Source organism: Rhizobacter sp. P2_D12, from assembly GCF_056404395.1.
This window is the reverse complement of sequence record NZ_JBFUEB010000037.1, coordinates 36,839-52,277: the sequence shown is the minus strand read 5'-3', so window position 1 is coordinate 52,277 and position 15,439 is coordinate 36,839. Positions and strand designations below refer to the sequence as shown.

Below are 15,439 nucleotides of genomic sequence, written 5' to 3'. Positions count from 1 at the left end.
GAGCACGACGATGCGCTTCGTCATGCTGGGGCCGGCCCGGTCGACTGCCGCACCGTCAGCGAGGGCTGCAAGATCTCGCGCTGCAGCGTGCGGTGGCGGTCGGCGATGCGCTGCATCAGCAGCTGCGCCGCCAGCTCGCCGGTGCGGTGCTTGGGCTGCGCCACCGTCGTCAGCGGCGGGTTGCTGTAGGCCGACAGCGCGATGTCGTCGAAGCCGATCACCGACAGGTCCTGCGGGATGCGCAGGCCCTTCGCCGCCGCGGCGCACACCGCGCCGATCGCCATCAGGTCGTTCGACGCGAACACCGCCGTCGGCTGCACCGCGCCGTCGAGCAGCGAGGCCATCGCCGCATGCCCGCCGGCGCTCGTGAAATCGGCGCTGCGCAGCAGCCGGTCGTCGACCGCGATGCCGGCCTCGCCGAGCGCGCGGTGGTAGCCGAGCACGCGCTGGCGTGCCGACGACAGCGACTGCGGCCCGGCAATGCACGCGATGCGCCGGTGCCCGAGCGCCAGCAGGTGCTGCGTCGCGATCAGCCCGCCGGCCTCATGGTTCACCTCGACCAGGTCGGCCGCCAGGTCGTCGATCTCGCGGTCGACCACCACCTGCGGCATGCTGGCGTCGCGCAAGGTGTCCAGCAGCTCGCCGTCGGCGCCGGACGACATCACGATCAGCCCGTCGACCTGCTTCTCGCTGAGCAGGCGCACGTAGGTGCTCTGCTTCAGCGGATCGTCGTCCGAGTTGCACAGGATCACGTTGAAGCCCGCGGCGTAGCAGGTGTCCTCGATGCCGCGGATGATCTCGGCGAAATACGGGTTCGAGCTGTTCGGGATCATCATCCCGATGGTGTGCGTCCGGTTGCTCTTCAGGCTGCGCGCCAGCGCGCTGGGCACGTAGCGCAGCTCGTCGATGGCCTGCAGCACCCGCTGGCGCGCCGCCTCGCTGACGAAACGCGTGTTGTTGACCACGTGCGACACCGTCGTCACCGACACCTGGGCGTGCAGGGCCACGTCCTTGATGGTGCTGCTGCGTGCCGTGGTGCTCATCGTGCGGCCCTCGTGGCCAGGCGCGCGCGCAGCACATCCAGGATCACCGCGAGGATGATGACGAAACCGGTGACCATCTGACGAAGGAAGTCGCTCATGCCGATCAGGATCAGGCCGTTGGCCAGGACCCCGATGATGCACGCTCCGAGCAGCGTGCCGATGATCGAGCCGCGCCCGCCGCTCAGGCTGGTGCCGCCGATGATGACGGCGGCGATCGCGTTCAGCTCGAAGCCGATGCCGGAGATCGGGCTCGCGATCGTCAGCCGCGTCATGTAGATCACCGCGCCGACGCCGACCGCCGCGCCGCAGATCACGAAGGCCGCGATCTTGTAGAAGCGCACGCTGTGGCCGGCCAGCCGCACCGCCTCTTCGTTGTTGCCGATCGCATAGATCAGGCGGCCGAACACGGTGCGGTTCAGCACGAACCAGCCGGCCAGCACCAGCGCCAACGCGACAAGAAAGATCGCCGGCACGCCCAGCAGCGTCGCGCTGCCGAAGTTGTTGAAGGCATCCGGGAACTCGTAGATCGAGCGCGCCTGCGTCCACTGCAGCGCCGCGCCGCGCGCGATGTTCAGCATGCCCAGCGTGACGATGAAGGACGGGATCGCCCACCAGGCCGACACCGCGCCGTTGACCAGCCCGCAGGCCGCCCCCACCGCGATGCTGGCCGCGAGCGCCAGCGCGATCGCCAGGGCCGGGTCCAGCCCTTCCAGTTTCAGCACCGTGCCGGCCACCACCGCGCAGAAAGCCATCACCGAGCCCACCGACAGGTCGATGCCGCCGACCAGGATCACGAAGGTCATGCCGACCGCGAGGATCACGTTGATCGAGATCTGCGTGAAGATGTTGGTGATGTTGCCGGCCGTCAGGAAGATCGGCGACAGCAGCGCGAACACGCCCAGCAGCAGCAGCAGCGCCAGGCCGATGCCGGCCTCGCGCAGCACGCGCGCCGCGCGGTCGCCGAACGCGCCGGCCGGCAAAGGGGAAGAAGGCAGGTTCATGGCTTGCATTGCATTCAGGTCCTAGGCCGCTTGCTGCGGACGAACGAGGTATTCCTGGTACGCCATCGCGAGGATGGCCTCTTCGTCGAATTGCGCGCGCGGCACCTCGCCGACCAGCGCGCCGCGGCTGAGCACCAGCATGCGGTCGCACAGCCCGATCAGCTCGCGCAGGTCGGACGACACCACCAGCACCGCCATGCCGGCCGCCGCCATGCGCTCGAGCAGCGCATGGATCTCGGCCTTGGCGCCGACGTCGACGCCGCGCGTCGGCTCGTCCAGCAGCAGCACCTTGGGGTCGCGCAGCAGCCACTTGCCGAGCACCACCTTCTGCTGGTTGCCGCCCGACAGCTGGCGCACCGGCTGCGCGAGCGACGCGAGGCGGATCTGCAGCTCGGCCACCATGCGCTGCGCCGCCGCGGTCTCGGCGTCAGGGCGCAGCAGGCCGGCCTGCGACACGGCGTCCATGCGCGCGAGGCTCAGGTTGGCGCGGATCGGCATGTCCAGCACCAGGCCTTCTTCCTTGCGGTTCTCGGTGACCAGCGCGATGCCGTGGGCCAGCGCGTCGGCGGGGCTCGCGATGCGCACCGGCTGCCCGTCGCGCCACAGCTGCCCGGCCACCGCGCGGTCGGCGCCGAAGATCGCGCGCACCGTCTCGGTCCGGCCCGAGCCGACCAGCCCGGCCAGGCCGACGATCTCGCCGTAGCGCAGGCTGAAGTCGATCGGCCGCGCGCTGCGCTGGCCGGCAAAGCGCAGGCCTTCGACGCGCAGCGCCGCCGGCTGCTGCAGGTCGAGCTGCGGCGCGGCACGCGGCGGGCGATCGACCAGGTCGCGGCCCACCATCAGCCGCACCAGCTCGCCGGTGGTGGTGTCGGCCATCGCCTGCGTCGCGACGTGCCGGCCGTTGCGCAGCACCGTCACGCGGTCGCAGACGTCGAACAGCTCCTGCAGGTGGTGTGAAACGAACACCACCGTGACGCCGTCGTCGCGCAGCTTGCGGATGATCGCCAGCAGGCGGTCGGTCTCGCGCGGCGTCAGCGTCGCGGTCGGCTCGTCCATGATGACGATGCGGTTGCCGCCGGCCTGGTTCGACAGCGCCTTCGCGATCTCGATCAGCTGCTGCTGCGCCATGCCCAGCGAGCCCACGCGCGTGGCCGGCGCCAGGTCGTCCAGCCCCACCAGCGACAGCAGCTCGCGCGCACGCCGCGCCATCGCCGTGCGGTCGAGCAGCCCGAGCCGCGTGCGCGGCAGCTGCTCGAACAGCAGGTTCTCGGCCACCGACAGCTCGCCCATCATGTGCAGCTCCTGGTGCACCACGCGGATGCCGGCACGCATCGCGTCCAGCGGCGTGTGCGGCGCGTAGGGCTGGCCGAACAGCCGCATCGTGCCGGCGTCGGGCCGGTCGGCGCCGCCCAGGATCTTGATCAGGCTGGACTTGCCGGCACCGTTCTCGCCCGCGAGCGCATGCACCTCGCCGCGCTGCAGCGAGAGGTTGACGCCGTCGAGCGCCGTCACGCCGGGGTAGCGGCGCGTCAGGCCCTGCAGTTCGAGCGCGCTCACCGGGTCACTTCAGGTTCTTGGCCGTCACCAGCTCGATCGGCGTCTTGACCCAGCCCTTCAGCGGCTGCTTGTCCTTGCGCGACTTGATGCCGTAGTCGATGGCATTGGCCGCCATGTCGGTGCCGAACTGGTCGACCGTGGCCAGCACCTTGCCCGACTTGATCAGCGGGCGGATGGCCGGGATGTTGTCGAAGCCGACCACCTTGATCTGGCCGCCCTTGCCGGCCGCGTCGAGCGCCTTCGCGACGCCCAGCGCCATCGAGTCGTTGGCCACCATCACGCCCTTGATGTCGGGGTTGGCAGTCAGGATGTTGGTGAAGACCGCGTTCGCTTCCTCGGTCTCCCAGTGCGCGGTCTGCGAGGCCACGATGTTCAGCTTGCCCTGCTTGGCCGCGTCCTCGAAGCCGAGCTTGCGCTGCAGCGCGTTGTCGGCGCCGGGGTTGCCTTCGATGATCACGATCTTGGCGCCCGGGCCGATGGCCTTGGCCAGCTCGTCGCCGGCCATCTTGGCGCCGGCGCGGTTGTCGGGGCCGACGAAGGCCAGGTCGAGGCCGGCCTTCTTCATCGCGGCCGGGTCGAGCGCGACGTCGAAGTTGACGACGGTGATGCCGGCCTTCAGCGCCTTCGCGATCGGCGCGACCATCGCGCGCGAGTCGGCCGGCGCGATCACGATCACGTCGTACTTCTGCGTCACGAAGTTCTCGACCGCCGCGGTCTGCGCGTCGAAGTCGGTCTCGGACTGCATGCCGACCGCCTTCAGCGTGAAGTCGCCGCGCTTCTTCTCGTGCGCCAGTGCGCCCTCGGTCATGTTCTTGAAGAACTCGTTGGCCAGCGACTTCATCACCAGGCCGACCCGCGGCTTGGCGTCGTCGGCATGCGCGGCGGGCAGGAACAGGCTGGCGGCCAGCGTGGCGGCGGCCAGGGCGGTGGCGCGGCGGTTGAATGCGATCGTCATGTTCGATGTCTCCTCGAAACGGGGGTACGGACTGTTGGCAAACGTTTGCGCCAACGTTTGCTATTTGAAGATCGAGGAGAGGTCCGGGGAAGAGGGATAACCCGGACGGGCCGGCGGGCCGAGCACCGGGCCGCCCCAAGCCGACCCGCGTGCCGTCATTTCTAGACCGCGAAGTCCGAGAGCTGTTTCCCTGCGGCGAGCGCATCGCGCAGCCATTTCGGACGCGGGCCGCGGCCGCCCCACACGTTGCCGGCCTCGTCGCGGAACTTCACCTGTGCGCCGGCGGCCTTCTTGCGCCCGCGCTTCGTGGCGGGCGCCTTGCCGGCGGCCTTCGCGCCGCGCTTTGCTCCTGACAGGCCCAGGTCGGCGGCCGTCAGGCCATAGGCCTCGATCGCTTCCTTGATGCGTGCGACGACGCCTTCGATTTCCTTGCGCTGCAGCTTCTCGGCTTCGCGCGAGAGTGCTGCGATTTCTTTTTTCAGTTGGGCCAGTGTTTTCGACATCGGAGTTTCCATGAGTTGCGACAGGCGCCGCCTCCCGCGTCGGTTCTTGTCGACCGACTTCCCTTCGTACGCCGAGACCAAGGCTGCATCGCCGCGGGGCTGAGCCCCCGAGGCGTGCGGGCGCGACCATAGCACAACAATGTCACGCCGAACCGGCATCCGCGTGCCGGCCTAAGGCTGCGCTAAGTCGCGCTGCGCAGCATGCCGGCACATGCTCGCGCCCTCTCCTGCCCTGCCGGCCTTCGGGATTTCCCGAACGCTTCGCGCCGACACGCTGGTCATCCTGCTGTCGCTGGCGGCCTTGCTGGCCTGGGACCTGAGCGGGCTCGACCTGGCGCTGAGTTCGTGGTTCGGCAATGCGCAGGGCTTCGCATGGCGCGACCGCTGGATCACCGGCACGCTGCTGCACGATTGGGCGCGCTATCCGGCCTGGGCGCTGTTCGGCGTGCTGCTCGTCAACATCCGGTGGCCGCTGCCCTTCGCGCGCGGGCTGTCGCGCCGCGAACGCGTGCTGTGGGTGCTGGTGACGCTGGCCTGCGTGATCCTGATCCCGCTGCTCAAGCACGGCAGCGCGACCAGCTGCCCCTGGGACCAGGCGCGCTTCGGCGGCGACCTCGCCGTCGGCTACGTGCCGCACTGGCAGTTCTGGAAGCAGGACGGCGGGCCGGGCCGCTGCTTCCCGTCGGGCCACGCGTCGACCGCGTTCTGCTTTCTTGCCGGCTGGTTCGCGCTGCGCCGCACCGCGCCGGTGGCCGCGCGCCGCTGGCTGGCGATCGCGCTGGCCTGCGGCGCCGTGTTCGCCTGGGTGCAGGTGATGCGAGGCGCGCACTACCTGAGCCACTCGCTGTGGACGGCCTGGCTGTGCTGGACGCTGTCGGCCGCCGCCTGGCACCTGGCCGAGGCCCGGCGCGGCCTGCGGCGGGCCGCTGCGCCGGCCAGATTGAGCGCCGTCAAGGGTTAACCTCGGGGCATTGAGGACGGGCCCGCCGTCCCCACCTGTCCCGATGGAAAACCCGCCATGATCGAACACATCCAGTCCAACCTGCGCGAAGCCCAGCGCGCCCTCGATGCCCTGCTGTCGGACCGCGACGCGCTTGCCAGCGTCGAGCGCGCCGCCGCGCTGCTGATCGAGGTCTTCGAACGCAAGGGCCGCGTCTATTCGTGCGGCAACGGCGGCTCGATGTGCGATGCAATGCACTTCGCCGAAGAGCTGACCGGCCGCTACCGTGCCGACCGCCCGGCGCTCGCCGCCGCCGCGATCAGCGATGCGAGCCACATGAGCTGCGTCGGCAACGACCTCGGCTACGAACAGGTGTTCTCGCGCTACGTCGAGGCGCACGGCCGCCCGGGCGACTGCCTGCTGGCCATCAGCACCAGCGGCACCAGCAAGAACATCCTGCGCGCCGCGCGCGCCGCGAAGGCACAGGGCGTGGCGGTGATCGCGCTCACCGGCAAGCGCAACCCCGAGTTCGAGGCGCTCAGCGACGTCTACGTCTGCACCCCCGGCGGCCGCTATGCCGACCGCGTGCAGGAGCTGCACATCAAGGTGCTGCACATCCTGATCGAGCTGGTCGAGCGCCGCTTCTTCCCCGAGAACTACGCCGGCTGACAGCCCCGAAGGAGGCCGCTGATGCAACTCGTCTGCCCATCCTGCCTGACCCGCAACCGCGTGCCCGACGCGCGGCTGCGCGACGATCCGCTGTGCGGCCAGTGCGGCGCGAAGCTGCTGCCCGACCACCCGATCGAGGTCGACGACGCCAGCCTCGAACGCCACCTGGCAGGCAGCGAGATGCCGCTGCTGGTCGATTGCTGGGCCGCCTGGTGCGGGCCCTGCCGTTCGATGGCGCCGCAGTTCGAGGCGGCGGCGCGCCAACTGCCGGACGTGCGCTTCGCGAAGCTCGACACCGAGGCCGCCCAGCGCAGCGCCGCGGCCTACGGCATCCGCAGCATCCCGACGCTGCTGCTGTTCCGCGGCGGCAAGGAGATCGCGCGCCGCAGCGGTGCATTGCCGGCCCAGGAGATCGTCAGCTGGGTGCGCTCGCAGGTGCCGCGCGCGGCGGCTTGAACCCCAGCCGCTGCATCGGCTGCGCCAGCGCCTGGTGCGTGGCCCAGTAGTCCTTCCACGGATCCTCGCGCTGGAACGACAGGTGCTCGCGCGCCGTCGCGACCGTCCACTGCGCCCCGCCCTTCAGCTCGTCCAACTGCTCCCAGGCCACCGGCATCGACACGCCCAGCCCCGGCCGCGCCCGCGCGGAGAACGCCGCGGCGGTGGTCGCGCCATGGCCGTTGCGCAGGTAGTCGACGAAGATCCGGCCCTTGCGGTTCGACGGCCCGCTCTTCGCGACGAAGCGGTCCGGGATGACGCCCGCCATGTGCTGCACCACGGCCTGCGAGAAGCCTTTCACCGCGTCCCAGCCGTGCTGCGGCTTCAGCGGCACGACCACGTGCAGGCCCTTGCCGCCGCTGGTCTTGAGCCAGCTGGCCAGGCCCAGCTGCTGCAGCAACGCGCGCGTCAGCGTGGCCGCTTCCTGCACGCGCCGCCATTCGACGCCCTCGCCCGGGTCGAGGTCGAACACCAGCCGGTCCGGCTTGTCGATGCGCCGGGCCAGCGCGTTCCWGGTGTGGAACTCGATCACGTTCATCTKCGCGGCGCCGGCCAGCGCGGCGGCGTCCGGCACCTCGAGCAGCGCGTCGTGGCCGGGCCACAGCCCCGGGTCGAGTTCGCGAATGCCGGGGAGGCTGCGCCGGTCGGCATGCTTCTGGAAGAACAGCGGGCCGCCGACGCCGCCGGGCCCGCGCACCAGCGAGCATGGCCGGCCTGCCAGGTGCGGCAGCATCCACTCGGCGATGCTCTCGTAGTAGCGCACCAGGTCGAGCTTGGTCAGCCCGGTGCTCGCATCGATGACGCGTCCGGGGTGCGAGACCTTGGTCGAAGCCGGGACCGGCGCGGGCAGCGGCTGCTCGCGCGTGATGCGTTGCGCCGGCTTGTCGCTGCGCAGGCCCTCGAACGCCGCATGGCGGATCTGTCCGTCGGGTGTCCATTCGCCGAAGCGCACCTCGGCGACCAGCGTCGGCTCGACCCAGCGCTCCGCGCCCTGCGGCCGGCGCGACCAGCGGCCTTTCTTGAGGTCGACGTCGAAGGGTGAAGCATCCGTCTCCAGCGGCACCAGCTTCTTCTTCAGATCGGCCGCGGCGCGCGTGCTCCAGCCGGTGCCGACGCTGCCCACCGACACCAGCCGGCCGGCGTCGTCGTGCACGCCGAGCAGCAGGCTGCCGACCTGCGCCGCGCCGGGGTGGCCGCCGCGGTCGGTGAAGCCGCCGATSACGAAYTCCTGGCGCAGCTGGCATTTCAGCTTCAGCCAGGTCTCGCTGCGGCGCGACACGTAGGGCGCATCCTGGCGCTTGGCGATCACGCCTTCCAGGTTCAGCCGGCAGGCCGACTGCAGCACGCTCGCRGCATCGGCCGCGAAGGCCTCGCTGAAGCGCAGCGGCTCGCTGCCCTTGGCATCGAGCAGTTGCTTCAGCAGCCGGCGGCGCTCGCGCAGCGGCAGCGCGCGCAGGTCGTGGCCCTCGAGGTACGGCAGGTCGAACAGGAAGTACGACAGGTCCTGCGTGGCGCCGCCGTCGAAGGCGTTCTGCAGCCGGTTGAAGACCGGCAGGCCCTCGTCGCCGAGCACGACGATCTCGCCGTCCAGCCAGGCCGACGCCAGGTCCAGCCGGCGCAGCGCGGCGGCGATGCGCGGCATCCTGGCGGTCCAGTCGTGGCCGCCGCGGGTGATCAGCGCCGGCTTGCCGCGCTCGACGCGCGCCATGATCCGGTAGCCGTCGAACTTGATCTCGAAGCCCCAGTCGCCATCGGCCGGCACGCCACTGGCCAGCGTCGCGAGCTGCGGCGACAGCGTCTTCGGCAGCGGCGCCTTCACCGCCCCGCCGGTGTCGGCCTTCGGCGGGCGGCCGATCACGCTGTCGGGCAGCGCGCTGACGACGTCGTACTGCGCATGCGGACGCGCGAACGCATCCTTCTTCTTGAACAGCAGCCAGGCTTCCTGCCGGGGGGTGCCCGGCTTGCGCAGCCGCACCAGCTCCCACGACCCGTGCAGCTTCTCGCCCTGCAGCGCGAACACCAGCTTGCCGGCGGCCAGGCCCTTCTGCGGGTCGCCCACCGGTTGCCAGGTGCCGCGGTCCCAGACGATCACGTCGCCGGCACCGTACTGCCCCGTGGGGATGCGGCCTTCGAAGTCGTTGTACGAGATCGGGTGGTCTTCGGTGCGCACGGCCATGCGCTTGTCCTGCGGATCGAGGCTCGGGCCCTTGGGCACGGCCCACGACAGCATCACGCCGCCCAGCTCGAGGCGGAAGTCGTAGTGCAGCCGGGTCGCATCGTGCTTCTGCACCACGAACACCCGCTCGGGCCCGGCCGCGGCCCGCTCGCCGCGCGGTTCGGGCGTCTTGCTGAAATCGCGCTTGGACCAATAGGTGTGCAGCGGATCGGCCGCCGCCTGCGTGCGCGGCATCGCGCCCGGCTACGCCCGCTTGCGCGCCGCGGCCTTGCGCGCAGGTGCCTTGCGGGCCGGTGCGGCTTCGGCGGCCGGCTTGCGCTTCAGGCTGCGGGCCAGCAGCTCGGTCAGGTCGACCACGTTGCTCGGGCCGGCCTGCGCGCCCTCTTCCATCGCCTCGACCTTCTCGGTGTCGCCGCTCTGCACGCGCTTGGCCACCAGCGCATGGATGGCCTCGGTGAAGCGGTCGGCATAGGCCTCGGGCTTCCAGGTCTCGGTCATGTCGCCGATCAGCTGGCGCGCCATCTTCAGCTCGGCCTCCTTCAGGTTGCTGCCCTTCTTGCCCTCGGGCGGCAGCTTGATGTCGTCCCACGGGCGGATGTCGGCCGCCCAGCGCAGCGTGTTCAGCATCAGCGCCGGGCCGCTGGGGATCAGCGCGGCCAGGTGCTCCTTGGTGTGCATCACGACGCGCGCGATGCCGATCACGCCGGCCTCCAGCATCGCCTCGCGCAGCAGCGCATACACCTTCTCGCCCTTGGGCAGCGGCTCCAGGTAGTAGGGCCGGTCGAGCTGCGTGAACGGGATCTCGCCGGCATGCGCGAAGGACTCGATCTCGATGGTCTGCGTGGTCTTCGGGTACGCGGTCTTGATCTCGTCGTCGCTCAGCACGACGTAGTCGCCGCCCTCGACCTTGACGCCCTTCACGATGTTCGCCTTGTCGATCTCGCGGCCAGTGCGCTTGTTGACGCGCTTGTAGCCCACCGGGTCCATCGAGCGCTTGTCGAGCCAGTCGAAGTCGACGCCCGATTCGGACGACGCGGGATACAGCGCGACCGGCACGTGCACCAGCCCGAAGCTGATGGCGCCTTTCCAGATGGCGTGGGGCATGGCGGGACTCCTTCGACGACGTTCGCGACGAAGCAAGCCTAGGACGACCGACGCCGGCCAGGCCAGCGGCAGATGACGCGCGTTGATGTAGGAAGACGCCGTGAACGAAAGATTTGCTATCCGACTGGACGAGTCGCGCCGGCAGGAGTTCAATGGCGTCGCTGTAATTGGAACCGGTTCCAATGACCGCAGTACAGGGACCGTTTCTGCCACTCTACGAGGAGACGACATGAGACAGATCCCTGCAGGCGGGTTGGGCCGCGCATGGGCTTCGAGCATCGGCCTGGTGGCCGSGCTGCTCTCGGCCTGCGGCGGCAACGAAGCCCCCTCCCCCTCATCCGGCACCGATGCCGCATCGTCGAAAGAACAGGCGATGGCCGTGACCGCGGGCCGCTATGCGCTGCAAAGCGTGGCCACCGGCCAGTGCATCGGCGTGAACGGCAATGCCAGCGGCAGCGCGCTGCAGCTGCAGGCCTGCAGCAGCGCGGCGACGCAACAGTTCGACCTGGCCCAGGTGTCCAGCGGCGTTCACAAGCTCACGGTCGCGGCCAACGGCCTGGCGGTGGACGTGCAGAACGCGTCCGGCGCCGACGGTGCACCACTGCAGCAATGGACCGACAACGGCACCAACGCGCAGCGCTTCCGGCTCACCGAGTTCGGCGCGGGCGTCGTGACGCTGGCCAACGTCAACAGCGGCAAGTGCGTGCAGGCCGATGCCGCGGCGCTGCGCCAGTACGGTTGCACCGCCGCCGGCACGCAGCAGTTCAAGCTGGTCGGCGGCACGGGCACCCCGCCCGACCCGGTCGGCGTCGTGCCGCTGTTCCCGGAAGGCACGCAGGTCACCGAGACGATCCAGGCCGTCGAGGCCGACGGCACGCTGGTCACCTACATGGGCATGCGCCCGACCGAGCGCCATGCGCGCGAGCGCGGCGAGCCGTGGGACGCGCCCGACCAGGGTCCCGGCCGCTACCTGACCTTCCCGTCGTTCTACTTCCAGAACCGAACCTTCGGCCTGGTGATCCGTGACGAGGTGCCCGCCGGCCGCTCGAAGATCACCTTCACGCTGCGCGTCAACGACGGCATCTTCGACGGCACCACCTTCAGCCTGTTCCGCAACGCCGGCGACCCGAACGTGCGCGACTACGGCTGGGCGCTGAACTACGGCTTCGGCAACCCGAAGTTCCTGAACCAGGACAACTACCCGCTGCCGATCTGCATCGCCGGGCAGCCGGACGCCGACTGCCAGTTCTCGGTCGACACCAACTGGCGCACCGACCCGCACAGCACGCTGAAGGTCGGCGACCCGGTCGAGCTGGCCCCGGCCCCGCGGCTGAAGTACAACGCCGACGGCAGCGCGGTGGTCGACGGCGGCGGCGCGCGCTACTACTCGTTCGAGCAGCTGTACGTGGCCGGCGTCGGGCTGCGGCCGTGGTACGGCATCGCACCGAACCTGGACTCGGCGCCGCTGCCGCCCGAGACGCTGTCCGGCGGGCAGACCAGCCTGTCGTACAACTACTCCGAAGAGCCGATGCGCGTGTTCCAGCAGATGGCCAACAACATCGGCATCCAGAACACCAAGCGCTTCGTCGAGGGGCGGCGGCTGTTCCACACCTCGTTCGTCGACGGCCGGCACTCGGAGCACCCGGAGAGCAACCCGGTGTTCAGCACCCATGCCGGCCAGCTGGGCCCGCGCTACAACCAGGTGAGCTGCATCGGCTGCCACGCGCTGAACGGCCGCACGGCGGCACCGGCGGCGGGTGCGGTGTTCGCCGGCACGGTGCTGACCGGCACCGCCGGTGCGGATGGCAAGCGCGTGCCCGACCCGACCTACGGGCTCAACGTGCTGCAGAAAGCCAGCGCCGACGGCGCGGCCGACTACAGCGTCAACGTGCAAAGCTACACGACGACGGTGCGCACGCTGGCCGATGGCGAGCAGGTCGCGCTGCAGAAGCCGGTGTATGCCTTCAAGGGCCCGGTGCCGGCGCAGTATTCGCCGCGCCAGGCGCCGCAGGTGATCGGCGTCGGCCTGCTCGAGGCCCTGCCCGAGAGCACGGTGCTCGCGCTGGCCGACCCGGGCGATGCGAATGGCGACGGCATCCGCGGCGTGCCCAACCTCGTGACCGACCCGGAATCCGGCCAGGCGCGATTGGGCCGCTTCGGCTGGAAGGCAGGCAAGGCGAGCCTGCGCCACCAGGCGGCCGAGGCGCTGGTCAACGACCTGGGGGTGGTATCGCCGGTGTATCCGTCGCGCAGCTGCCAGAGGGCGGCGGCCGATTGCCGGACCAACCCGCAAGGCACGGGCCTCAACGACCAGGAGTTGCAACGCGTCGTGCAGTACCTGCAGCTGCTGGCCGTGCCGGCGCAGCGCAGCCTGCGCAGCGCCTTCCCGGCGGGCGTGCGCGTGTCGCCCGAGCACGAGGTGAACCCGGCCCAGGTGGCGCGCGGTGCGCAGTTGTTCGCGCAGGTCAACTGCACAGGCTGCCACACGGCGACGCTGAAGACCGGCAAGACCCACCCGCTCGCCGAGCTGCGCGACCAGACCATCCACCCGTACACCAACCTGCTGCTGCACGACATGGGCGCGGGCCTGGCGGACACGGTGGCCGAGGGCAAGGCGCAGCCGTCGATGTGGCGCACCGCGCCGCTGTGGGGCATCGGCTCTCTGCCCTTCGTGCAAGGCGGCGTGCAGAACGTGCGCTACCTGCACGACGGGCGCGCCCGCACACTGATGGAGGCGATCGGCTGGCACGGCGGCGAGGCCGACACCAGCCGGCAGCGCTTCGAGGCCTTGTCGCGCGACGACCGGGCGGCGGTGCTGGCTTTCCTGAACACGCTCTAGCCAGGCACGCAGCGTGCACGAGATGGCCGACTCGGGGGGAATTCCTACAGCGGGTTCTTGAGCGCACCTACACCAGGGGGATCGGGCTCTCCGTACAGTTTCTCCATCGCCAGGGAGAACACACCATGAGCCCGTCCCACCTCTCACCCACGCCGTCGCGGCGGCTGCTCCCCGGGGTCGGCGTGGCCCTGCCGGTGGCTGTCGCCTTCGCTGCGCTGGCCATCGGCCTGCCGGTGACCGAACGGGCCGACCGCAATGCCTTCGCGGCCGACATGCTGCTGATGGCGGCGGCGATTCCGGCCGCCGCGGCCAGCGCAGTGCCGGCGGCGATCAAGCGCGAAGTCACCCGGGTGCGCGAGTCGGCGCGGCGCTGACCCGGGCTAAAGCGGCGCATCCCGCATGCGCTCGACCACCCAGTCGACGAACACCCGCACGCGCGGCGACAGCTGGCGGCTGTGCGGGTACAGCAGCGACACCGGCATCGGCGGCGGGCACCAAGCGCCCAGCACCTCCACCAGGCGCCCGGCCGCCAGGTCGGCCTGCGCGTTGTAGCGCGGCAGCTGGATCAGCCCCTGCCCGGCAAGGCAGCAGGCCAGGTAGGCATCGGCATGCCGCACCGAGACGCTGCCTTTCATCAGCACCGACTGGGGCTGCCCGTCGACGATGAAATCGAACGGGATGCGGCGGCCGGTGGCACTGGACAGGAAATTCACCGCCCGGTGCTGCGCCAGGTCGGCCAGTGAGGCCGGCACACCGTATTTCTCCAGGTAGGCCGGGCTCGCGCAGGTGAACTGCGGCTTGTCGGCCACGTGCCGCAGCACCATCGTCGAATCGCGCGGGCTGCCGGCGCGCAGCACGCAATCCACGCCCTCGCGCACCAGGTCGACGAAGCGGTCGCCCATGCCGATCTCGAGCTCGATGTCCGGGTAGCGGCTGCAGAACTCGCCCAGGTGCGGCAGCAGGAAGCGCCGGGCCAGCGACTCCTGCAGGTCGACGCGCAGCTTGCCCTTGGGGCTGGCGAGCGACTGGCCGAAGGCCGATTCGGTCTCGTCCAGGTCGGCCAGCAGCCGCACGCAGCGCTGGTAGTACGCGTCGCCGTCGGGCGTGGGCTTGACCTGCCGCGTCGTGCGCTGCAGCAGCCGCGTGCCCAGGCGCTTTTCCAATTGCTGGATCGCGTGGGTGGCGGTGGCGCGCGGCAGTTCCAGGTCTTCGGCGCCCTTGGTGAAGCTGCCCAGTTCGACGATGCGGACGAACAGCTGCATGGTCTGGAAACGGTCCATGGCCAGCTCTTTGTTTGTTGATTTCGGTTGAACAGTGATGGCCATTCTGCTGCATTTATTGATTCCTGCCGAGCAACAACAATGGCTTCACTTTCACTTCATCCCCCAGGAGTCACACCATGAACCAGCAAGTTGCCATCGTCACCGGCGCCTCCCGCGGCATCGGCGCCACCGTCGCCCGCCGGCTCGCTGCCGACGGTTTCGCCGTCATCGTCAACTACGCCGGCAGCGCCAGGCCGGCCGCCGAGGTGGTCGATGCCATCGTCGCCGCCGGCGGGCAGGCCACCGCGGTGCAGGCCGACGTGTCGGACCCGGCGGCCGTGCGCCAGCTGTTCGACGAAGCCATCCACGCCTATGGCCGCATCGACCTGCTGGTCAACAACGCCGGCGTGATGCCGACCCACATGCCGGCGCTGGTCGACACCGACGACGAGACCTTCGACCGGCTGTTCAACATCAACGTCAAGGGCAGCTTCAACACCATGCGCGAAGCGGTGAAGCGGCTGCAGTCGGGCGGGCGCATCGTCAACTTCTCGAGCAGCATCGTCGGCCTCGCGACGCCGGGGTATTCGGCCTACGCGGCCGGCAAGGCGGCGATCGAGGCGATGACCAACATCCTGGCCAAGGAACTGCGCGGCCGCCAGGTGACGGTGAATGCCGTCGCCCCCGGGCCCACCGCGACCGAGCTGTTCCTGAACGGCAAGCCGGCCGAGGTGATCGAGCGCCTGGCCAAGGCGGCGCCGCTGGAGCGCCTGGGCACGCCGGACGACGTGGCCGGTGTCGTGTCCTTCCTCGCCGGCAAGGACGGCGCGTGGATCAACGGCCAGACCCTGCGCGCCAACGGCGGCATCGTCTGAGCGAGCTTTCAACCCATCCA

14 protein-coding genes are annotated in these 15,439 nt (G+C 70.2%); 6 read left to right on the top strand and 8 right to left on the bottom strand.

Features of this window, described 5'->3' with window-relative positions; all coding sequences use genetic code 11:
• Positions 1-20 precede the first annotated feature (20 nt).
• The 5 genes from AC1DYN_RS14625 to AC1DYN_RS14605 all read right to left on the bottom strand — a co-directional run bounded on the left by AC1DYN_RS14625 (position 21) and on the right by AC1DYN_RS14605 (position 5,059).
• Entirely contained in the window at positions 21-1,043 is a 1,023-nt protein-coding gene (locus AC1DYN_RS14625; RefSeq protein ID WP_477960690.1) for a LacI family DNA-binding transcriptional regulator, read from the bottom strand.
• Positions 1,040-2,053, bottom strand: coding sequence for an ABC transporter permease (locus AC1DYN_RS14620; protein ID WP_477960688.1), 1,014 nt, complete (start codon positions 2,051-2,053; stop codon positions 1,040-1,042). Before AC1DYN_RS14620 ends, AC1DYN_RS14625 begins: the two co-directional genes overlap by 4 nt.
• Before the next feature lie 12 nt (positions 2,054-2,065).
• A complete protein-coding gene (locus tag AC1DYN_RS14615) occupies positions 2,066-3,601 on the bottom strand; it encodes a sugar ABC transporter ATP-binding protein (protein WP_477960686.1) in 1,536 nt (511 codons plus the stop codon).
• Positions 3,602-3,605: 4 nt separating this feature from the next.
• Positions 3,606-4,556: a sugar ABC transporter substrate-binding protein gene (locus tag AC1DYN_RS14610; RefSeq protein ID WP_477960684.1), complete on the bottom strand. Its 951-nt coding sequence runs from the start codon at positions 4,554-4,556 to the stop codon at positions 3,606-3,608.
• Positions 4,557-4,717: 161 nt separating this feature from the next.
• Positions 4,718-5,059, bottom strand: coding sequence for an H-NS histone family protein (locus tag AC1DYN_RS14605; protein WP_477960682.1), 342 nt, complete (start codon positions 5,057-5,059; stop codon positions 4,718-4,720).
• Positions 5,060-5,270: 211 nt separating this feature from the next.
• Between AC1DYN_RS14605 and AC1DYN_RS14600 the strand changes: the two genes are divergently transcribed.
• From AC1DYN_RS14600 to trxC, 3 genes are read left to right on the top strand one after another with little or no spacing between them, the layout of a single operon-like run.
• A complete protein-coding gene (locus AC1DYN_RS14600; RefSeq protein ID WP_477960680.1) occupies positions 5,271-6,020 on the top strand; it encodes a phosphatase PAP2 family protein in 750 nt (249 codons plus the stop codon).
• Between the two features lie 57 nt (positions 6,021-6,077).
• Entirely contained in the window at positions 6,078-6,668 is a 591-nt protein-coding gene (locus AC1DYN_RS14595) for an SIS domain-containing protein (protein WP_477960678.1), read from the top strand.
• 21 nt (positions 6,669-6,689) lie between these two features.
• Positions 6,690-7,124, top strand: a complete 435-nt coding sequence (gene trxC, locus AC1DYN_RS14590) for a thioredoxin TrxC (RefSeq protein ID WP_477960676.1) — start codon at positions 6,690-6,692, stop codon at positions 7,122-7,124.
• On the opposite strand, the gene ligD is transcribed toward trxC, so the two are convergent.
• Positions 7,084-9,573, bottom strand: coding sequence for a DNA ligase D (gene ligD / locus AC1DYN_RS14585; protein WP_477960674.1), 2,490 nt, complete (start codon positions 9,571-9,573; stop codon positions 7,084-7,086). The genes trxC and ligD overlap by 41 nt on opposite strands.
• A 9-nt stretch (positions 9,574-9,582) precedes the next feature.
• The gene (ku, locus tag AC1DYN_RS14580) at positions 9,583-10,443 is read right to left on the bottom strand and encodes a non-homologous end joining protein Ku (RefSeq protein WP_477960672.1); all 861 of its coding nucleotides are present in this window, start codon (positions 10,441-10,443) and stop codon (positions 9,583-9,585) included.
• A gap of 229 nt (positions 10,444-10,672) precedes the next feature.
• On the opposite strand from ku, the gene AC1DYN_RS14575 reads away from it, so the two are divergent.
• Complete coding sequence (locus AC1DYN_RS14575) at positions 10,673-13,282, top strand: di-heme oxidoredictase family protein (protein WP_477960670.1); 2,610 nt, start codon at positions 10,673-10,675, stop codon at positions 13,280-13,282.
• Between the two features lie 125 nt (positions 13,283-13,407).
• Complete coding sequence (locus AC1DYN_RS14570; protein ID WP_477960668.1) at positions 13,408-13,656, top strand: hypothetical protein; 249 nt, start codon at positions 13,408-13,410, stop codon at positions 13,654-13,656.
• A gap of 6 nt (positions 13,657-13,662) precedes the next feature.
• Here AC1DYN_RS14570 and AC1DYN_RS14565 read toward each other — a convergent pair whose 3' ends face one another.
• On the bottom strand, positions 13,663-14,562 hold the full coding sequence (locus tag AC1DYN_RS14565) for a LysR family transcriptional regulator (protein ID WP_477960666.1): 900 nt from the start codon (positions 14,560-14,562) through the stop codon (positions 13,663-13,665).
• Between the two features lie 119 nt (positions 14,563-14,681).
• Here AC1DYN_RS14565 and AC1DYN_RS14560 point away from each other — a divergent pair, with 119 nt between their 5' ends.
• On the top strand, positions 14,682-15,419 hold the full coding sequence (locus AC1DYN_RS14560; protein WP_477960664.1) for an SDR family oxidoreductase: 738 nt from the start codon (positions 14,682-14,684) through the stop codon (positions 15,417-15,419).
• Positions 15,420-15,439 lie beyond the last annotated feature (20 nt).